The sequence below is a fragment of the Oleiphilus sp. HI0117 genome, from assembly GCF_001635235.1.
The window spans coordinates 1-1,022 of record NZ_LWGA01000152.1; the positions used below are offsets into that span (position 1 = coordinate 1).

Annotated in this window: 1 protein-coding gene; it reads left to right on the forward strand. The window is 44.3% G+C overall.

Annotated features, from left to right (window positions below; all coding sequences use genetic code 11):
• A partial coding sequence (locus tag A3757_RS02020; RefSeq protein WP_156506108.1) for a SpoIIE family protein phosphatase occupies positions 1-1,022 on the forward strand: 1,022 nt, incomplete at both ends.

Here is a 1,022-nt window from a genome sequence, read left to right on the forward strand (position 1 = left end):
CTATGAAGCCGCGTCCTTAATTAAAAAGCGCGCAGGCGATACCCATGTTCCTATTATTTTTCTGACAGCAAAACATGATGAGAAATCTTTGCTTGCTTGCCTGGAGAGTGGTGGAGATGATTATTTACCAAAGCCCATTAATGGCATTGTTCTAAAAGCGAAGATTAAGGCTCATGCGAGAACTCAGGAGCTTACCCAGCAAGTTCATGCGAAAAACAGTGAGCTAACCCGTCTACACGCGACATTAACGCAAGAACATGAGATGGGGCGTCATGTATTAAATCATACGCTCAAGAGGAGCTTGCAGAACTGTAAAAATGTTAAAAGCTATCTTTCTTCAATGTCGACCTTTAATGGCGATATCTTTCTTTTGGCCGAAAATCCAAGTGGTGGTTTATATGCTTTTCTCGGTGACTTTACTGGTCATGGTTTAGCTGCAGCAATTGGTACGATTCCTGTCTCGCAAGCATTTTTCTCCATGTGTGAAAAAAGTATGCCGATTATGGAAATTGCGTCTTCGATGAATAAGTCCTTAAAGTCCTTTTTGCCTGAGTACATGTTTTGCGCCGCGACACTAATACATGTGCCAGAATCGGGAGATAAAGCATTAGTATGGGCAGGGGGGTTGCCAGATGCGTATATTACAAGACCTGGGGAGGGGCTTGTAAGTGTCGTAAAGTCGAGACATATGCCGCTCGGTATCGTGCCGGCAGAGCGCTTCAATAGTGAGATAGAACTACACGAATTACGTTATGGTGATAAGTTGTTTATGTTCACTGACGGAATTCTTGAAGGAAGCCCTACAGACAGTGATGAAATGTTTGGTGAAGAACGAGTGATGGACTCACTTGACCGCCGAGTGAAAGAGGGCGGGCAAGAGCGTGTGTTTGACGGCCTACTGGATGACTATCATAGCTTCAGCCAAGGTTCTGCGCAGCAGGACGATATCTCTTTGGTTGAAATCACCGCAGGCCCAATTGATAATTCTAGTGTAATAGATCTTGAACCAAAGACGAATTTGC